Source organism: Streptomyces sp. NPDC096152, assembly GCF_044763235.1.
Classification (GTDB): Bacteria; Actinomycetota; Actinomycetes; order Streptomycetales; family Streptomycetaceae; genus Streptomyces.
On record NZ_JBIWFW010000005.1, the window covers coordinates 365,405 to 381,204 of the forward strand.

Consider the following 15,800-nt stretch of genomic DNA (forward strand, 5'->3'; position numbering starts at 1 on the left):
AGGTAGCTATGGAAGAGCCGCGTCGCCTCGGCGGCCGGTACGAACTGGGCCAGGTGCTCGGTCGTGGTGGCATGGCGGAGGTCTACCTCGCGCATGACACCCGCCTCGGCCGCACCGTGGCAGTGAAGACGCTGCGCGCGGACCTCGCGCGCGACCCGTCCTTCCAGGCCCGGTTCCGCCGGGAGGCCCAGTCGGCCGCCTCGCTCAACCATCCCGCGATCGTCGCGGTCTACGACACGGGCGAGGACTACATCGACGGGGTCTCGATCCCGTACATCGTGATGGAGTACGTCGACGGGTCCACCCTCCGTGAGCTCCTGCACAGCGGCCGCAAGCTGCTGCCCGAGCGGGCCATGGAGATGACCATCGGCATCCTCCAGGGTCTGGAGTACGCCCACCGCAGCGGCATCGTCCACCGCGACATCAAGCCGGCGAACGTCATGCTGACGCGCAACGGCCAGGTCAAGGTGATGGACTTCGGCATCGCCCGCGCCATGGGCGACTCCGGCATGACCATGACGCAGACGGCGGCCGTGATCGGCACCGCCCAGTACCTCTCCCCGGAGCAGGCCAAGGGCGAGCAGGTCGACGCCCGCTCGGACCTGTACTCGACGGGCTGCCTGCTCTACGAGCTGCTGACGGTCCGCCCGCCCTTCGTCGGCGACTCCCCGGTCGCGGTGGCCTACCAGCACGTCCGCGAGGAGCCGCAGGCGCCCAGCGTCTTCGACCCCGAGATCACGTCCGAGATGGACGCGATCGTGCTGAAGGCACTGGTCAAGGACCCGGACTACCGCTACCAGTCCGCCGACGAGATGCGCGCCGACATCGAGGCCTGCCTCGACGGCCAGCCTGTCGCCGCCACCGCCGCGCTGGGCGCGGTCGGCTACGGCGGCTACGGCGACGACCAGGCGACGACGGCCCTGCGCTCGGACGCCGGAGCCGGCGCCACGACGATGCTGCCGCCGATGAGCCCGGACGACGGCGGCTTCGGCTACGACGACCGCCCCGACCGGCGCCGCCAGAAGAAGTCCAACACCTCGACGATCCTGCTGGTCGTCGCGGGCGTCCTGGTGCTCGTCGGCGCGATCCTGATCGGCAAGTGGGCCTTCAGCGGCGGCAACGCGGGCGACGGCACCCTCAAGGCGCCCAACTTCGTCGGCCAGAGCTACGACGACGCCAAGCGAATGGCCGAGAACTCCGACCTGAAGCTGGCCCCGCCCACCCGGAAGCCCTGCGAGGATCAGCCGAAGGGCAACGTCTGCTCCCAGGACCCGACGGAGGGCACCGACGTCAAGAAGGGCGACACCATCAACCTGGTGGTGTCGACCGGGGCGCCGAAGGTGACGGTGCCCGACGTCCGCGGGCTCACCTTCGACACGGCCGAGTCGCAGCTCAAGGCCAAGGGCTTCGTCGTCGAGAAGCGGACCCAGGAGTCCGACCAGTCCCCGGGCGTCGTGATCGACCAGGACCCCAAGGGCGACTCGACGAAGCAGAAGGGCTCCACGGTCACCCTCACGGTCGCCATCGAGAAGAAGCAGGCCCAGGTGCCCGACGTCACGGGCCAGACCTGCGACGCCGCCAAGCAGCAGATGCAGGCGAACAACCTCGTCGGTGAGTGCACCGAGGTGGACACCAACGACCCCAACCAGGTGGGCAAGGTCATCCAGACCTCGCCGACGGCCAACACCAAGGCCGACCCGGGGTCGAAGGTGAGCATCCAGATCGGCAAGCAGCCGGCGCAACAGAAGACGCCGGTGCCCAGCGTCGTCGGTCAGACGGTGGGACAGGCCAAGCAGATCCTGGCGCAGGCCGGCTTCACCCAGATCCAGTTCGCGGGCGGCAGTGACCAGAGCGACGGGGCCCTCGTGGTCAAGCAGGACCCCAAGGGGAACCAGCAGGTCGACAATCCCGGCGCCACAGTGATCACCCTCACCACCTTCGGGGCCGGAGGCGACAACGGAGGCAACAACGGAGGCGGCGGAGGCGGCCCAGGAGGAATCTTCGGCTGATCCCAAGGCCCAGCCCCTGACGACCGGAGCCCCTGGCCACTCGCTGAGTGAGTGGCCAGGGGCTCCGTCGTGCCGTCGCTCAGCTCAGTTCCTTCGGCGGGGTGCGCCGGGAGTCGACTTTGTCCACCCGGACCAGTTCGCCCCAGACCACGTACCGGAACCGGGACGTGTAGACCGGGGTGCAGGTCGTCAGGGTGATGTAGTGGCCGGGCTTGGTCACGCCCGACTCCTTCGGGACCGACGACAGGACCTCGACGTTGTACTTCGAGGTCTCCGGGAGGATGTCGTAGACCTTGTAGACGTACCACTTGTCCCTGGTCTCGAAGACGATCGCGTCGCCCTTGCGCATCTTGTCGATGTTGTGGAACTTCGCGCCGTGGCCGTCGCGGTGGGCGGCGAGGGTGAAGTTGCCCGCCTTGCCGGTCGTCGGGAGGGTCGCCTTGACGGGGTCCGCGTAGTAGCCGGCCACGCCGTCGTTCAGGACCTCCGTCGACGTGCCCTTCTTGACCAGGACCTCGCCGTTGTCCATCGACGGCACGTGCAGGAAGCCGATGCCGTCCTTGGTGTCGAGCGCGCCGGGGGCGCCGGAGCCGGAGTGGGCCCACTCGTCACGGATCCGGTGGCCCTGCTGATCGGCCTGGCGGTCGGCGAGGACGTTCGTCCACCACAGGGAGTAGACGACGAACAGGCCGAGGACCAGGCCCGCCGTGATGAGGAGTTCGCCGAAGACGCTGACCGCGAAGGCCAGCCGGCCGGGGCGCCGGCGAGGCGGTGCGGAGCCGTACGCGTCACCGTGTCCTTCGCCGCCGTGGCTGTGCTCTGCCGTGCCGTCCGTGGTCGCTGCCACTGTTCATCTGCCCTTTAACTGACGAGCGCATCCGGCTTGCCCTTGCTGCGCGGCCGTTCCTCGACCATCTTGCCCCAGACGATCAACCGGTACTTGCTGGTGAACTCCGGCGTGCAGGTGGTGAGGGTGATGTAGCGGCCGGGTCCGGTGAAACCCGACCCCCTGGGAACGGGGTCCAGCACGCTCGTGTTGCTCGGCGGGGTCACCGGCAGCATCGACGCCATCTTGTAGACGAAGTACGTGTCCTGGGTCTCCACGACGATGGCGTCGCCCGGCGTGAGCCGGTTGATGTACCGGAACGGCTCGCCGTGCGTGTTCCGGTGGCCCGCGAGCCCGAAGTTGCCCGTCCTCGCGTCCGGCATCGCCGTGTTGAGATCGCCCTGGCCGTAGTGCCCGACCATGCCCTTGTCGAGCACCTTCTCCTTGCTGGTGCCCTCGGCGATCGGCACCACCACGTCCAGCTTGGGGATGTGCAGGATGGCGAAGCCCTGCCCCGGCTCGAACGTCCCCGGGTTGCGCCTGCCGCTCGCCCAGTCGTCCTGCAGGTGGTGCGCCTCGCTGCCCGCCTGGGCGTGCGCGCGGATGTTGGTCCACCACAGCTGGTAGGTCACGAAGAGCAGCATCACCACACCCGTGGTGATGAACGCCTCGCCGATGATCCGGCTGGCGAGGACGCCCGGGCTGGGCTTCTGCGCCCGCGCCCGGCGCCGGGCCTCCACACGGGACAACGGTGCGGACGGACCGCCCGCCGCGCTGTCGCCCTCCGCGGCCGTCCCGGTTGCCCCGGCCGCCCCGGCCGAGCCGCCGTGCCGCCCGTGACGGCCTTTGGCGGCCTTCCTGCGGGCCGCGCGCCCGCCCGGAGTGGTTCCTGTCACCGGTGTGACGGACGAGGCCCGAGAGGCCGTCCCAGGCCCCGTCCGGCCCGCGTCCGCCGGCGACGGCTCGGGGACCAGCAGCGCCATCGTCTCCTGGTCGCCCGCAGGCGGCACGGGAGACGGGTCGTGGGGCGGCGGAGCCGAGTAAGGGGGCGGGGCCCCGTAGGCCTGCTGCGGCTGCGCATACGGCTGCTGCTGCGGGTCGTACGGCTGCTGCTGCCCGTACGGCTGCTGCGGCCCGCCCTGCGCCGCCGGGGAGCCGTACCACTCCTGCGCCCCGGAGCCGTACCACTCCTCGAACGCGCCCGGCTCCCCGTACGACTGCTGCCCGTACGAGGTGTCGGTCTCGCGCTCGGGGCGCAGCGCGGTCACGCCGTGGCCCTGCCCACCACCGGGGCAAGCCCCGCCGACCTCGCCACGGCACCCTGGTCGCCGCACTCCACCAGCCAGTTGGCCAGCATCCGGTGCCCGTGTTCGGTCAGCACCGACTCGGGATGGAACTGCACACCCTCGACGGGGAGTTCACGGTGGCGCAGGCCCATGATGATGCCGTCCTGGGTGCGCGCGGTGACCTCCAGCTCGCCCGGCACGGTGTCCGGCTCGGCCGCCAGCGAGTGGTAGCGGGTCGCCGTGAACGGCGAGGGCAGTCCCGCGAAGACGCCCTTGCCCTCGTGCTCCACCAGCGAGGTCTTGCCGTGCAGCAGCTCGGGCGCCCGGTCCACGACACCGCCGTAGGCCACCTGCATCGACTGCATGCCCAGGCAGACGCCGAAGACCGGCACCCCGGTGGCGGCGCAGTGGCGCACCATGTCGACGCAGACGCCGGCCTCCTCGGGTGTCCCGGGGCCGGGCGACAGCAGCACGCCGTCGAAGCCGTCCTGGGCGTGCGCCGTCGACACCTCGTCGTTGCGCAGCACCTCGCACTCGGCGCCCAGCTGGTAGAGGTACTGGACCAGGTTGAAGACGAAGCTGTCGTAGTTGTCGACGACGAGAATCCGCGCACTCACTGGTTGTCCACCGTCACATCGTTGAAGGGAAGCAGCGGTTCGGCCCACGGGAAGACGTACTGGAACAGGACGTAGACGACGGCCAGGGCCAGCACCAGTGAGATCAGTGCCCTGACCCAAGCGTTCCCCGGCAGATGCCGCCAGATCCAGCCGTACATGCCGTCCCTTCCGTCTCGCCACGGCACCGGACGAGCGCCGTGGGTCACCAGACTAACGGCGCGGCGCCTCCGGTTTCCCGGCCTCCACAGGGTGGGCGGGGTACCCGGACTTACGTGGCACTGGGTCGATCACCTCAACGTCCGTGGGCACGGTTTCGTATCGGTCTCCCGAGCCTCTTCTTCAGGGTGCCGGTGTCGGCGTCCTCGAGCACGGGCTCGTTCCACGTGAAACCGAGCCGCAAGAGGTACGCGCCCACCGGCGGCTCCTGTTACGGCACCTGCTGCGTGGGCTTCGCGTAGTGCAGGTCCACTGTGCCCGAGTAGCCGGGCAGCGTCACCGTCCCGTTCTCGGTGACCTTCCAGCCGAGGCCGTAGACGTTGACGTAGACCATGTAGTTCTGGATGGCCGGGGAGTCCGCGAGCGCCTTCTGGAGCCGCTCCGGGTCGCCGACCGCCGTGATGCGGTACGGCGGCGAGTAGACGCGGCCCTGCAGGATCAGCGTGTTGCCCACACAGCGCACCGCGCTGGTGGAGATCAGCCGCTGGTCCATGACCTTGATGCCCTTGGCGCCGCCGTCCCACAGCGCGTTGACCACGGCCTGCAGGTCCTGCTGGTGGATGACCAGGTAGTCCGGCTGGGGCTCGGGGTAGCCCGGCAGCTTGGCGGTGGCGTTCGGCGGTGCGTCATTGAGGGTGACGGTGATCGCCCTGCCCTTGACGGGCTGGGTGCCGGCGTTCTTCTCCAGCCGTGTGAGCTTCTCGTCCTGGGCCGTGGTCCTGCCGTCGTCCCGTTCGGCGAGGGACTCCACGTCGTGGCGCAGGGCCGCGTTGGACTCGTCCAGCCCCTTGTTCTTGCGGCTGCGCTCCTGGATGAGGTCGGACAGCTTCAGCAGGGAGGTGTCCGTGCGCAGGTTGGTGCCCTTGGCCGTGTTGAAGCTCGTGACGAAGATCAGTCCCGCCAGGGCGAAGACGGCCGCGGTGAGGATCCGCACCGGCCGCACACGGCGGATGCGCCCGGGACTGGATTCCGTCCCCGGGGAGTCGGCAGAATTGCTCAACGTACCCTTATCTCCTTCGGCGCCGCGGAAGCACTACGCTAACGGACGCCCGGGGGAGCCCTCAGCGTCCCCTTGTACGCTGCTCCGGAGCCAGTTCAGTTCCCTGCGCGGCCACGCAGCGCATCGACAGGAGAGACCCTCGTGCCGAAGTCACGTATCCGCAAGAAGGCCGACTACACGCCGCCGCCGGCGAAGCAGGCGACGAGCGTCAAGCTGGACAGCCGCGGCTGGGTCGCGCCCGTCATGCTGGCCATGTTCCTCATCGGTCTGGCCTGGATCGTCGTCTTCTACGTGACCGACGGCTCGCTGCCCATCGACGCCCTGGACAACTGGAACATCGTGGTGGGCTTCGGCTTCATCGCCGCCGGTTTCGGCGTCTCCACGCAGTGGAAGTAAGCGCGGCCTCCCGGTGAATCCAGCTCTCCCCAGGGCTATCCGCTGAGTTATCCACAGGCCGGATCAATATCCACAGCTCCTGGGGAAAAGACAGCTGATCTGTGGATAACCCGTCTGCCGTTGACGCCGGTAGGACTGTCGGACCGGTACCCCAGGAGCTCTTCGCCCCCTGCCTGACCTGCATGAACTCATGTGGGCGACAGGGGGCACACCTGTGCCCGCACCCTATGCACAAGATCCGACACCCGCTGTGGACAACGGTTCGGTATCAACCGAGCTGGACCGTCCTGACCAGCGTCATCACCAGGACGACCGCGAGCACCAGCGCACAGGTGCCGTACTGCACCAGGGCCCGCCGCTCGCGCGGGGCGTGCACCATCGCGTAGCCGATCACCACACCGGCGACGAGCCCGCCGATGTGCGCCTGCCAGGCGATGCTGCCCCAGCCGAAGGTGATGATCAGGTTGATCACCAGCAGCGCGATGATCGGCCGCATGTCGTAGTTGAGCCGGCGCATCAGGACGGCGGTCGCGCCGAAGAGGCCGAAGATGGCTCCGGAGGCACCGAGCGATCCCTCGTACGGCGAGGCCAGCAGATACGTCAGCGCACCTCCCGCCAGCCCCGAGACGAGGTAGAGCGCGAGGTAGCGCGCCCGGCCGAGAGCCGCCTCCAGAGGGCCGCCGAGCCACCACAGGCTGAGCATGTTGAACGCGATGTGCCACTCCGCCTGGTGCGAGAACATCGAGGTCACCAGGCGGTACCACTCGCCGTGGGCGACTCCCGTGGTGGCGGTGTACGGCGGCGGGGGCCACGCGCCGACGAGGACCAGCTGGTCCACGAGCGAGGAGTCGACCTTGATCGCGATGAACACCGCGAGGTTGATCCCCATGAGGATCTTGGTGACCAGCCGGGGATCGGAGGCCATGCTCCCGCCCGCCAGCGTCCGCGGCCGGCTCGCGGACGGGGCGTGGCCCGTGCCGGAGCCGGTGCGGACGCAGTCCGGGCACTGGAAGCCCACGGAGGCGTCGACCATGCACTCGGGGCAGATCGGCCGCTCGCAGCGCGTGCAGCGGATACCGGTCTCGCGGTCCGGGTGGCGGTAGCAGGTGGGCAGGCGCTGAGCGTCCTGCGGGCCCTGGTCCGTCGGGCCCTGCGGGCTGCCTGGTGCCTGATCCATGGGGTCCCCTCGGCTTCGTCGTGGGCAGTGCGTCGCGGCCCGTCGTGGCAACGCACCGCCCCGCTCATCCTTACGGACGAGCGGGGCGATTGGTTCCCAGCCCGGGACGGCGCGCGGGTTCAGCCCTCGCGGGTCTCCACGACGACCGTCTCGATGACGACGTCCTCGACGGGGCGGTCGGTGCGCGGGTTGGTCTGCGCGGCCGCGATGGCGTCGACCACCTTCCGGCTGGCCGTGTCGGTGACCTCGCCGAAGATGGTGTGCTTGCGGTTCAGCCAGGCCGTCGGGGAGACCGTGATGAAGAACTGGGAGCCGTTGGTGCCCGGGCCGGCGTTGGCCATCGCCAGCAGGTACGGCCTGTCGAAGGACAGGTCCGGGTGGAACTCGTCCGCGAACTGGTAGCCGGGTCCGCCGGTGCCGTTGCCCAGCGGGTCACCGCCCTGGATCATGAAACCGCTGATCACCCGGTGGAAGACGGTCCCGTCGTAGAGCTTCCCGGTGGTCTTCTCACCGGTGGCGGGGTGCGTCCACTCCCGCTCGCCCGTGGCGAGCTCGACGAAGTTCCGGACCGTCTTGGGGGCATGGTTCGGCAGGAGCCGGACGTCGATGTCCCCGTGGTTGGTCTTCAGGGTGGCGTGGAGGTGCTCTGCCACGAGGTGCCTTCCGTTGGCTGGGTTGTGCTCCCAGATCCTCGCACGGTCCGTGCCGTGCGTCGCCCGGCGACCGCTTCCGGGCTCGGATCTGCCGGATCCGCTTGCGAAAACCTCGCCGTTCGTCCCGAAGAGGGGAGCGCGAGTCGGCAATCCGTGGCATTGTCGGCCACAAGCTCGTGTTGCCCCGTATTCATCCGTTATCGCATGTGATCGTCTCTCGGACGGACCCGCCGGGCACGGCGGACCCACCGGGACGGCGGGCACGCCAAAACGGAGGAGCCGCGCGGCAACCGGAGCCGTCGCCCGTGACCCGGATGCCCGTCCGCGCATGCCCTCGGGCGTGTCGACAGGCATGATCCGTAAAAGGGTGGAAAGTCGAATTACCGTACGCCACCGAGGAGGAGGAACCCGTGACCCGCATCGACAGCGTGCGCGCCGCGACCGGCTCGGCGAAGGACAGCGTGCTGCACGCCGCGGAAGTGGTGGCGCCCTACGCCGACACGGCCAAGGACAGGGCCGCACACTACGCACACGAGGCCCGCGTACGGCTCGCGCCCAAGGTGTCGCTCGCCGCAGACCAGGCCCGCGTCCAGTACGACGCCCATGTCGCACCCCGGCTGGAGCAGGCTCGCGCCCATGTCCCGCCCAAGATGGACAGGGCCGCCCATGAGGCGGCGGCCCGCACCCGCAAGGCCGCACGGCAGGCCGCCGAGTACTCCCGGCCGAGGATCGAGCAGGCGGTGGCGGCGGCCCAGCCCGTCGCCGACGAGGCCGCCGCCCGCGGCGCCGCCGCGGCGGGCGCCGCGCTGGCCGCGATGCGCGGCCAGCTCTCGGCCAAGGAGCTCCAGAAGATCGCCCGCAAGCACAACCGGCGAGCGCGGGCCGGCCGCACCGCGAAGACGCTTCTGGTCCTGGGCGCGCTCGCGGGCGGCGCCTTCGCCGCCTGGAAGTGGTGGGACAAGCAGGCCAATCCGGACTGGCTGGTGGAGCCGCCCGCGGCGACCGAGGTCCCCGAGACGGGCAGGCTGGCGTCGGTCGACGGCAGCGGCCAGTCCGTACTGGACCCGGAGGTCCAGGCCAAGGAGGCCGAGGAGGAGGGGGCGGACCGCGAAGAGCGCGGCTGACCTCCCTCCCCGCCCAGGATGACGAAAGCCCCTCCGCCCGGTTTCTGCGCCGGTCGGAGGGGCTTTCGTGGAGTGCGGGGAGTGGAGCCTAGGGGAGTCGAACCCCTGACATCTGCCATGCAAAGACAGCGCTCTACCAACTGAGCTAAGGCCCCTGGAACAGGGCATCCGGCCGGAGGAACCGTGTACCGGTCGGGTGCCGCTGACCAGAGTACCGGGTCACCCCCCACATCTCGCAAAAAGATGGGGGGTCCCCGTGACCGACCACTCTCCGTAAGATGCACTCCGCGCGGTTCGCTGCAGCGAACCGCGGTACTAGGGGAAGCGATGGGGAGACGCAATGGACGCCGCACAGCAGGAAGCCACCGCAAGAGCGCGGGAACTGCAGCGGAACTGGTACGGGGAGCCCTTGGGGGCGCTGTTCCGCAAGCTCATAGAGGACCTCGGGCTCAACCAGGCCCGTCTTGCGGGGGTACTGGGACTGTCCGCGCCGATGCTGTCGCAGCTGATGAGCGGGCAGCGCGCGAAGATCGGCAACCCGGCGGTGGTGCAGCGGGTGCAGCTCCTGCAGGAGCTGGCCGGGCAGGTCGCGGACGGCAGCGTCAGCGCGGCCGAGGCTACCGAGCGCATGGACGAGATCAAGCGGTCGCAGGGGGGATCGGTGCTCAGCAACACCACGCAGTCGACGAACAGTTCGGGGGCGCCCACGGTCAAGCGGGTGGTCCGGGAGATCCAGTCGCTGCTCCGGTCCGTCGCCGCCGCCGGTGACATCATCGAGGCGGCGGACACGCTCGCCGGCACGCACCCCGAACTGGCCGAGTTCCTCCGCGTCTACGGCGCGGGCCGCACCTCCGACGCGGTCGCGCACTACCAGTCCCACCAGAGCTGACATCTCACCGCCCGTCCGGCGCAGGGGAGTTGGACAGCCGGCCGAACGCGTGTGGAACACCGCGGACTTGGAGTGGCGTACCACTCGTCCCACTCGTCGGGGCGCGGGAGTCGTGTCACCCGCCGCGGGGGAAGCCAGGGGCGTGACCGCAGGGGGAGGAGCGACGCACAGCCATGGGTGAGGTCTTCGCCGGCCGGTACGAACTGGTCGACCCGATCGGACGCGGCGGGGTCGGCGCGGTGTGGCGCGCCTGGGACCACCGCCGCCGCCGGTACGTGGCCGCCAAGGTCCTGCAGCAGCGCGACGCCCACTCGCTGCTGCGCTTCGTCCGGGAACAGGCGCTGCGGATCGACCATCCCCATGTGCTCGCGCCGGCCAGCTGGGCGGCCGACGACGACAAGGTCCTGTTCACCATGGACCTGGTGGCCGGGGGATCGCTGGTCCATCTCGTCGGCGACTACGGCCCGTTGCCCCCGGTGTTCGTCTGCACCCTGCTCGACCAGTTGCTGTCGGGGCTGGCCGCGGTGCACGCGGAGGGCGTCGTCCACCGTGACATCAAGCCCGCCAACGTGCTGCTGGAGGCCACCGGGACCGGCCGGCCCAGGCTGCGCCTGTCCGACTTCGGCATCGCCATGCGGCTGGGCGAACCGCGGCTGACGGAGACCAACCTCGTGGTGGGCACGCCGGGTTATCTCGCGCCCGAGCAGATGATGGGCGCGGAGCCGGACTTCCCCGCCGACCTGTTCGCGGTCGGCCTGGTCGCCCTCTATCTGCTGGAGGGCGCCAAGCCGGACGCCAAGGCGCTCGTGGAGTACTTCGCGGAGCACGGGACACCGCGTGCGCCCCAGGGCGTTCCGGAGCCGTTGTGGCAGGTCGTGGCGACACTGGTGCAGCCGGATCCGGCGGCCCGGTTCCGTACGGCCACCGGGGCGCGCAAGGCGCTCGCGGCGGCGGCCGAGCTGCTGCCGGAGCCGGGTCCCGACGACGAGCTGATCGAGATCTTCGACCAACTCGGCCCGATCCCGGCGGGCTTCGGGCCCGACGGTCCCCTCGAACGCAGCCCGGGAGTGGCCCTGGTCCACACGAGGGAGACGGGCACAGGGGCGCGGACCGGGGGCTTCGGGGGCTCTGAGGGCTTTCGAGGCTCGGGGAGCTCTGGGAGCTCTGTAGGTTCTCAGGGCTCTGGGGGCTCTGGGGGCTCTGGGGACTCTGGGAGCTTCAGTGACGGCGCGGGCGGTACTGGCCGCACGGGCGCCCCGGCTCGGCCGGCTACCGCCGACGGCGCCGCGTCCGCTCCCGCGGATCCCTCGCACCCCCCTGTTCCCTCCGCCTCCGCCACTCCCTCCACCAGCTCTGCCGGTTCCGTGGGTGCCGCCGTTCCTCCTCTCCCGTCCACCGGTCCCCACGGCAGCGCGCCGGTGCCCGACCGGCCGTCCACGATGTCGGACACGGGCAGCTTCCACCTGCCGCCGCCCGAGCCCACGCCTCCGCCGTCGCCGTCGATCGCCGCGCAGGAACGCCGCGTCCAGCCGCCGCCCGCGCGCCCTGTCTCCCCCCACGACCCCACCCAGGCGCCGGCCTCCCCCCGGCCGTACCCACCCCGGCACCCGGCGGGGCCGACCGTTCCGTCGGCGTGGCAGCGCGCCGACGCGTCCACCGCTTCGTACACGGCCGCTTCGTACACGGCCGAGGCCCCACCGGCTCCTGTGTCGGCTCCCACTGCGGCACGGCAGACCTCGCGGCACCGGGCCGAGCGTCCCCGCCGCCCAGGGCCGCCCGCCAAGGCGGCCGTCCCGCTCCTGCTCCTCGCGCTGGCCTGCTACGCCGTGGGCTTCTGGGCGCTGTCCCGCATGTGAGCCGAGCGCGGCGAGCGGCGGGCCCTACCAGGCCCCCGCCCTGCGCCGGGCGACCAGAGTCCACGCACCGAGGACGACCAGCAGCAGGGTCCCCGTGCCGATTCCGCCCACGGCGAGCGCGCGCAGTTCCGGGGAGCCGCCCGCCGTCCCGGCAGGCGTGGCCGCGGCGCGGTCGCGGTCGGTGACCTCGAACACGCTCCGCGGGGTCGCGGTGCCGTCGTATCCCGGTCCGGACCGGGCGGCGCCGTCGGTACGGACGCGGAGGATCACGCCGAAGGGGCCGTCGCCGAACTGCTTGGCGGTCTGCGCGGCCAGGTGCACCACCAGGTAGTACGAGCCGGCGAACCGCATGGCCTTCACCTGGTCCGCGAAGCCGTAGCGGTTGGGGTAGGCGACGGGCGGGAGGGGGGCCAGCGCGGCCGACGCCTGTCTGCCGGTGTAGCCGTCGGCCGCCTCGGCGACGTATCCGCGCACCGGGTTGTAGAGCGACAGGGACAGCGCGCCGATCACATATCCGCTGCCGCCGCTCGAACTGCCCAGCTCCGCGGTGGCGTTCAGCCGCTGTCCCCAGTCGACGGGCACCTTGTAGAAGAGCGTCTGACCGGGGCGGATCCGGTCCCGCCAGCTTCCCGGCCCGACCGTGCTCGCCGCGGCGAACCCCGCGCCTCCCGCCCGGTCCACCGCCTGGCCGGTGACGGGCGCGGGCGAGGCCGAGTCCCACACGTCGGGCGCCCTGGTCGCGCCGGTCCGCTTCAGGGGCGGCTCGGACGCGGCGAAGAGCTCCAGGGGCCAGGTGTCCGGGGAGGACTCCGTGTCGTCGATGCGTTCGACGACGGCGTAGTAGGTGCCGGCTCCCTGGCACAGCACGTTGCGGGGACCCGTCTCGCGCGCTCCCCACGCGGCGATGGGATGCGGGCTGCGGCTTCCGCCGAAGCGGGTGGACTGGAGGGAGCAGGAGTTGCTGTCGGCGTCCTGCACCGAGACCCGCAGGCCGTCGGTGGCGGCGACTGCGGTGCCCGCGCGGGGGACGGCGGTGACAGAGACGTAGGCGGTCGACGTGGCGTCGAGGTCGAGGCGGTAGTAGAGCTTGCCGTTCTTCGGCAGGGAGCTGCGGTACGTGTGACCGGGTTCGAGGGGTTCGGCGTCCGTGGTGGTCGTGGCGCCGGTGACGGACCGGGAGCCGTCGGCGAACGCGTAGGGGCCCGCCCCGTCGGCCGCGACCGCGGGCGGGCCCGGTACGGCGGCCGCCAGGGCCAGCACCGCCCCCGCGAGGGCAGCGCGTACGACGGCGTACCCGGCGTACGAACGGCGGCGACTGCCGCGACCGCGCCCCGTCCTCGACCGCTGACCCGTCCCCGTACGCCACACCATGCCGCGCCACCCCTCCCCGCCGCTCAGGACGTCGCCCATCCTGCCCCGAGCACCGTTGCGCCATCCGCGCATTCCGTACGAGCGTCCGAAACGCCCGGCTCACCCGACGCTCCGTCCCCCGCGCTACCCCAGGCGTTCCGCCCCCGCAACACGGGACCCCGCCCAACACAAAACCCCGACCGCTGCGGCGGTCGGGGTCTGCTCGGTATCGGGTGTCGGTGCTCAGGAACCCGTGGGCACGGAGTCGGTCGCCTCCGTCCACAGATCCTGCTCGGCGCGATCCGCCTGGATCTGGCGGTACACGAGGAGCCCGCCGATGGCGGCCAGTGCGACCAGGAGAAGCTTCTTCACCGCGCGACCTCGTCTTTCCTTGACGTAGGGGACCTCTGGCGCCCGACTATACACACCGACCGATATCGATCGGTGACCTGCGTCCGCCATCAACTGCCGTGCGCGGACTCCCAGTAGGAGCGGACACCGCCGCTCCGGCCGGAGGGTGACCACACCCCCACGGACGGTCACTTTTGGTCGCCCTCGCCCCGCCTCCGCATGCTTTCTGCACTCTTGCGTCCATCCGAGTGGTGTTCATCCGAAGATCGACGCGCCACGGGCGTCGGTCCACCACTTCGCGAGCCACATACACATCATGAGGAAAGTACGCAAATCGCCCGACCTGAAAGTGAGGGGCCATGGACCAGAACAAGCTCATGAAGCTGTGGACCGCCATCGTCACCGCCTTCCTCGCGCTGTGCACGGCGCTGGGAGTCGTCACCACGACCGCCACCACGACCGCGGCCGCGGCTCCGCAGTCACGGCCGAAGACGGCGCCCGAAAGCACCGCCCGGGTCCCGGCGCAGACGACACCACACCGGTCCCGGATCCATGCCAGGTCCTTGCCCCCCACGATGAAACAGCGCATCCGCGCCGAGGCCCACGGCAAGACACCGACCTGCCGCCACCGCTCGCCCGGCGACGCGCAGTCCCTCGCGATGGACCCGCTGTGCGCCTCCGACGCCCCGCCGGTCAAGCCGACCATCCCCCTGCAACGCTGACAGAGCCGGCCCGGGACTCCCGGTGCCGCTCCCGCATCCATGACGTCACGGCGAGACTTGCGTACCGCACCACACGTCATCCCCCGAAGATCCCCGGTCACCCCGACCGGGGATCTTCGCCGTGCACGTTTCTGCCCGAGGCGTGCCGCCCCAAGTGGACCTGACCGCCGACGAACACCGGCCGTCCCCAGGCTCGCGATGAACACCCACCACCCCGGGCCGCCGATGACACCGGCCGTCCCCACCGGCCCGCCCCAGCCACCGCTTCAGCTGTCGCACCCGGTCCCCTCCCGGGCGCCCGGTACCGCGCGGTTGGTGTCAGCCCTGGACGTCAAAGACCCCCGGTCCTGATGGACCGGGGGTCTTCTCGCTGGTGGGGCTAACAGGATTTGAACCTGTGGCCTCATCCTTATCAGGGATGCGCTCTAACCAACTGAGCTATAGCCCCGCCGCGGCTGCGGTGTGTGTCCCGCGCGCTGACTCCTGAAGATTAGCGCACGACGGGGGCAGTCCCAAAATCGGTTCTCCCGGGCCGGAGCCCGGGTACGTCACTCGTCCTCGGCCAGCGTCAGCTCGATGCCGCCGACGAAGCCGGCGGACAGGTTGTAGATGAACGCGCCGAGGGTCGCCAGGGCCGTGGCGAGGACGACGTCGATGGCCGCGATGATCGACGCGAACATCAGAACGTTCGGGAGGGACAGGAAGGACTGCAGGTCGAAGCCGTTCGACTCGTTGGAGCCGGTCGCCTCCGAGATGGTCCCGCCGACCGTGGAGAACACGCCCATCGCGTCCATGACCATCCACAGCACGGCCGCGGCGACGACCGTGCAGATGCCGAGCGCGATGGAGAGCAGGAAGCTGACCTTCATCACCGACCACGGGTCGGCCTTGGCCACGCGCAGCCGTGCCTTGCGGGTGCGCGGCACGGTGCGGGCGCCCGTGCGCGGCCGGCGCACCGCGCCGGTGGACGCCGGAGCCGACGGATAGGCCTGCGGCGGGTGGTACGGGCCCGTGGGCTGCTGCGGCTGCCGTTCCCCCGGGAGCGGGGAGGCCGGGCGCTCCTGGGCGGCCGCATGGGGCGGAGGAGCGGTCTGCTGACCGGCCGCGGGCTGGGCCTGCGGGCCTCGGGTGTCGGTCACCGTTCCCCCCTGGGATGCGTGAGTGCCGGACGCGTGCGCGTCGGTCGCGGGCGACTTGATCGCCTTGAGGTTGGTCGTGTGCGGGTCCGTCGTCTGCGCGGCGGAGCCACGGCCGCCGCCGTCCGTTTCCCTGCCGGGGGAATTACCGGCCGATCCGGCGCCCGTGGCTCCGCTCACGATGACTCACTC

Annotated in this window: 16 protein-coding genes, 2 tRNA genes and 1 pseudogene; 6 read left to right on the top strand and 13 right to left on the bottom strand. The window is 70.8% G+C overall.

Annotated elements, in window-relative coordinates; genetic code table 11:
- The first annotated feature begins 8 nt into the window (after positions 1–8).
- Positions 9–2,009, top strand: a complete 2,001-nt coding sequence (gene pknB, locus ACIQ9G_RS19360; protein ID WP_403610772.1) for a Stk1 family PASTA domain-containing Ser/Thr kinase — start codon at positions 9–11, stop codon at positions 2,007–2,009.
- A gap of 79 nt (positions 2,010–2,088) precedes the next feature.
- Here the strand turns inward: pknB and ACIQ9G_RS19365 are convergent, their stop codons facing one another.
- The 6 genes and pseudogenes from ACIQ9G_RS19365 to ACIQ9G_RS19390 all read right to left on the bottom strand — a co-directional run bounded on the left by ACIQ9G_RS19365 (position 2,089) and on the right by ACIQ9G_RS19390 (position 5,954).
- Positions 2,089–2,856 (bottom strand): class E sortase, encoded by a 768-nt coding sequence (locus ACIQ9G_RS19365; RefSeq protein WP_403610775.1) that lies wholly within the window; start codon positions 2,854–2,856, stop codon positions 2,089–2,091.
- A 14-nt stretch (positions 2,857–2,870) separates the two neighbouring features.
- A complete protein-coding gene (locus tag ACIQ9G_RS19370) occupies positions 2,871–4,103 on the bottom strand; it encodes a class E sortase (RefSeq protein WP_403610778.1) in 1,233 nt (410 codons plus the stop codon).
- Positions 4,100–4,738 carry an aminodeoxychorismate/anthranilate synthase component II gene (locus ACIQ9G_RS19375; protein WP_403610780.1) on the bottom strand — a complete coding sequence of 213 codons (639 nt, stop codon included), beginning with the start codon at positions 4,736–4,738 and terminating at the stop codon, positions 4,100–4,102. The genes ACIQ9G_RS19370 and ACIQ9G_RS19375 overlap by 4 nt, the downstream gene beginning before the upstream one ends.
- Positions 4,735–4,896: a hypothetical protein gene (locus ACIQ9G_RS19380; protein ID WP_266829722.1), complete on the bottom strand. Its 162-nt coding sequence runs from the start codon at positions 4,894–4,896 to the stop codon at positions 4,735–4,737. Before ACIQ9G_RS19380 ends, ACIQ9G_RS19375 begins: the two co-directional genes overlap by 4 nt.
- A 52-nt stretch (positions 4,897–4,948) precedes the next feature.
- Positions 4,949–5,144 (bottom strand): annotated as a pseudogene (locus ACIQ9G_RS19385) (hypothetical protein); the annotation flags it as partial.
- A 21-nt stretch (positions 5,145–5,165) separates the two neighbouring features.
- Positions 5,166–5,954, bottom strand: coding sequence for a DUF881 domain-containing protein (locus tag ACIQ9G_RS19390; protein WP_403610783.1), 789 nt, complete (start codon positions 5,952–5,954; stop codon positions 5,166–5,168).
- A 141-nt stretch (positions 5,955–6,095) separates the two neighbouring features.
- Here ACIQ9G_RS19390 and crgA point away from each other — a divergent pair, with 141 nt between their 5' ends.
- A complete protein-coding gene (gene crgA / locus ACIQ9G_RS19395; protein ID WP_356181474.1) occupies positions 6,096–6,350 on the top strand; it encodes a cell division protein CrgA in 255 nt (84 codons plus the stop codon).
- 268 nt (positions 6,351–6,618) lie between these two features.
- Here the strand turns inward: crgA and ACIQ9G_RS19400 are convergent, their stop codons facing one another.
- Positions 6,619–7,527: a rhomboid family intramembrane serine protease gene (locus tag ACIQ9G_RS19400; protein WP_403610786.1), complete on the bottom strand. Its 909-nt coding sequence runs from the start codon at positions 7,525–7,527 to the stop codon at positions 6,619–6,621.
- A gap of 119 nt (positions 7,528–7,646) precedes the next feature.
- Positions 7,647–8,180, bottom strand: coding sequence for a peptidylprolyl isomerase (locus tag ACIQ9G_RS19405; protein ID WP_403610788.1), 534 nt, complete (start codon positions 8,178–8,180; stop codon positions 7,647–7,649).
- Between the two features lie 410 nt (positions 8,181–8,590).
- On the opposite strand from ACIQ9G_RS19405, the gene ACIQ9G_RS19410 reads away from it, so the two are divergent.
- Positions 8,591–9,304: a DUF5324 family protein gene (locus ACIQ9G_RS19410; RefSeq protein ID WP_403610791.1), complete on the top strand. Its 714-nt coding sequence runs from the start codon at positions 8,591–8,593 to the stop codon at positions 9,302–9,304.
- A gap of 82 nt (positions 9,305–9,386) precedes the next feature.
- Here ACIQ9G_RS19410 and ACIQ9G_RS19415 read toward each other — a convergent pair.
- A tRNA-Ala gene (locus ACIQ9G_RS19415) sits at positions 9,387–9,459 on the bottom strand.
- 185 nt (positions 9,460–9,644) lie between these two features.
- On the opposite strand from ACIQ9G_RS19415, the gene ACIQ9G_RS19420 reads away from it, so the two are divergent.
- Entirely contained in the window at positions 9,645–10,193 is a 549-nt protein-coding gene (locus ACIQ9G_RS19420) for a DNA-binding protein (RefSeq protein ID WP_356181465.1), read from the top strand.
- Positions 10,194–10,366: 173 nt separating this feature from the next.
- On the top strand, positions 10,367–12,049 hold the full coding sequence (locus ACIQ9G_RS19425; protein WP_403610794.1) for a protein kinase: 1,683 nt from the start codon (positions 10,367–10,369) through the stop codon (positions 12,047–12,049).
- Between the two features lie 24 nt (positions 12,050–12,073).
- Here the strand turns inward: ACIQ9G_RS19425 and ACIQ9G_RS19430 are convergent, their stop codons facing one another.
- Positions 12,074–13,459, bottom strand: a complete 1,386-nt coding sequence (locus tag ACIQ9G_RS19430) for a hypothetical protein (protein WP_403610797.1) — start codon at positions 13,457–13,459, stop codon at positions 12,074–12,076.
- Between the two features lie 183 nt (positions 13,460–13,642).
- Positions 13,643–13,771 (bottom strand): DLW-39 family protein, encoded by a 129-nt coding sequence (locus ACIQ9G_RS19435; protein ID WP_003999697.1) that lies wholly within the window; start codon positions 13,769–13,771, stop codon positions 13,643–13,645.
- A 338-nt stretch (positions 13,772–14,109) separates the two neighbouring features.
- Here ACIQ9G_RS19435 and ACIQ9G_RS19440 point away from each other — a divergent pair, with 338 nt between their 5' ends.
- Positions 14,110–14,472 (top strand): DUF6344 domain-containing protein, encoded by a 363-nt coding sequence (locus tag ACIQ9G_RS19440; protein ID WP_403610800.1) that lies wholly within the window; start codon positions 14,110–14,112, stop codon positions 14,470–14,472.
- A 371-nt stretch (positions 14,473–14,843) separates the two neighbouring features.
- Here ACIQ9G_RS19440 and ACIQ9G_RS19445 read toward each other — a convergent pair.
- Positions 14,844–14,920, bottom strand: a tRNA-Ile gene (locus ACIQ9G_RS19445).
- Positions 14,921–15,020: 100 nt separating this feature from the next.
- On the bottom strand, positions 15,021–15,788 hold the full coding sequence (locus ACIQ9G_RS19450; protein WP_403610803.1) for a DUF3566 domain-containing protein: 768 nt from the start codon (positions 15,786–15,788) through the stop codon (positions 15,021–15,023).
- Positions 15,789–15,800 lie beyond the last annotated feature (12 nt).